Source organism: Longimicrobium sp., assembly GCA_036389135.1.
Classification (GTDB): domain Bacteria; phylum Gemmatimonadota; class Gemmatimonadetes; order Longimicrobiales; family Longimicrobiaceae; genus Longimicrobium.
This window is the reverse complement of sequence record DASVQP010000010.1, coordinates 1-1,987: the sequence shown is the minus strand read 5'-3', so window position 1 is coordinate 1,987 and position 1,987 is coordinate 1. Positions and strand designations below refer to the sequence as shown.

The following is a 1,987-nucleotide window of genomic DNA, read 5'->3' as shown; positions in this document are numbered from 1 at the left end:
GCACTTGGCGATCTTGAAGGGGCAACGGGGCGCGAAGCGGCAGCCGGCGGGCGGGTTGAGCGCGTCCGGCGGCGCCCCTTCGATGCTGGTGAGCCCTGCGCCGGGCGGGCTGTCCAGCCGCGGCACGGCGTTGACCAGGGCCCAGGCATAGGGGTGCCGCGGATCGGTGAGGACGGCTTCTGTCTCCGCCTCTTCCACCACTTCCCCGGCATACATCACGGCGACGCGGCGGCAGACGGTGCCGATCACGCCGAGGTCGTGGCTGATCAGGATGATCGCCGTGCCGAATTCGGCGTTGAGGTTGCGCAGCAGGTCCAGGATCTGCGCCTGGATGGTCACGTCCAGCGCCGTGGTAGGCTCGTCGGCGATCAGCAAGACGGGGTCGTTGGCCACGCCGATCGCCAGCATCACCCGTTGCCGCATTCCGCCGGAGAACTGGTGCGGGAAGGACGCCGCGGCGCGTTCCGGCGCCGCGACCCCCATCCGCCGCAGCAACTCCACCGCGCGGACGCGCGCCTTCGCCGGCGTTTGACGGCCGTGGGAGATCATGTGCTCCGTGACTTGGCGCAGGATGCGGATCACCGGGTTGAGGCCGGTCATCGGGTCTTGGAACACCATGGCGGCGCGGTCGCCGCGCCAATCCCGCAACTCGGCACCGCGCATGGCCAGCACGTCGCGGCCCTGGAAGCGGATGGCGCCGCCGACGATGCGGGCGGGCTCCTCCAGCAGCCGGATCAGGGAGAGCGCCGTGACGCTCTTGCCCGATCCGCTCTCGCCGACGATGCCCAGCGTCTCGCCGGGACCGACGGTGAAGGACACGCCGTCCACCGCCCGTACCGCGCCGGCGTCGGTGAGGAAGACGGTGCGGAGATCCTCCACCTCCAGCACCGGCGTGTCGGCGGCGGTGGCGCCCGTCCGCGCTGGCAGGGATCCGTCCATCACCGGGACCTCCCCTTAGGATCGAGCCAATCGCGCAGCCCGTCGCCGCAGAAGTTGAAGCCCACCACCACGGTCAGGATCGCAAGGCCGGGGAAGGCCGCCACCCACCATTGCTCCACCAGCTCCCGTCCCTCCGCGACCATGGAGCCCCACTCCGCCGTGGGCGGCACCACGCCCAAGCCGAGGAAGGACAGGCCCGCGAAGGTGAGGATGGCGTTGCCGAGATCCAGCGTGACCAGCACCGCCAGCGGTCCGAGCGTGTTCGGCAGGATGTGGCGGGCCAGGATGCGGCTGGGACGCAGGCCCAGCACCGTCGCGGCTTCCACGTATTCCTGGCTGCGCTGCACCAGCGCGAGCGCGCGGCCCAGGCGGGCGAATTTCGGCCACCACACCACCAGCATGGCCAGGATGGTGTTCCGCGTGCCGATGCCCAGCGCCGCGGCGATGGCGAGGGCCAGGATGATCGGGGGGAAGCAGAGCACGAGGTCGGTCAGGCGCATCAGCGCCTCGTCCCAGATGCCGCGGGCCCAAGCGGCGACGATGCCGACCGTGGTGCCGATGGCGGCGCCGAGCAGCACCACGGTGAAGCCCGCCAGCAGCGACAGGCGCGCGCCGTGCAGCAGGCGGGAGAAGACATCCCGCCCCAGCACGTCCGTGCCCAGCCAATGCGCCGTGGTGGGCGGCTGCAGCCGGTTCACCACGTCCTGCGCATCCGGGGGATAGGGGGAGATCCAGGGCGCCAGGACGGCGACCAGCACCCAGGCGATCACGATGGCGCCCCCCGTCCAGGCCGGGCCGTAGCGGCGCAGCCGGCGGCGCCAACGCGGACGCGGTGCCGGCATGGCCGGCGTGGCGGCGGCGGGGATCGTGCTCGCGCTCATCGCCGTGCCGTCATCGCCGCACTCTTGGATCGAGCGCCGCGTAGGACAAGTCCACCAGCAGGTTCACCAGTAGGTAGGTGGCGGAGACCACCAGCGTGATGCCCATGATCGCCGGGAAATCCAGCGCCGCGGCGGAGCGGAAGGTGTAGCGGCCCAGCCCCGGCCAG

At 71.6% G+C, this 1,987-nt stretch carries 2 protein-coding genes; both read right to left on the bottom strand.

Going from position 1 to position 1,987, the window contains the following annotated elements; translation table 11 throughout:
* Nucleotides 1-939, bottom strand: a 939-nt coding sequence (locus tag VF584_02305) for an ABC transporter ATP-binding protein (protein HEX8208991.1), incomplete at its 3' end; no start/stop codon positions are given.
* On the bottom strand, nt 939-1,820 hold the full coding sequence (locus VF584_02300) for an ABC transporter permease (protein HEX8208990.1): 882 nt from the start codon (nt 1,818-1,820) through the stop codon (nt 939-941). The genes VF584_02300 and VF584_02305, both read right to left, overlap by 1 nt.
* Nucleotides 1,821-1,987 lie beyond the last annotated feature (167 nt).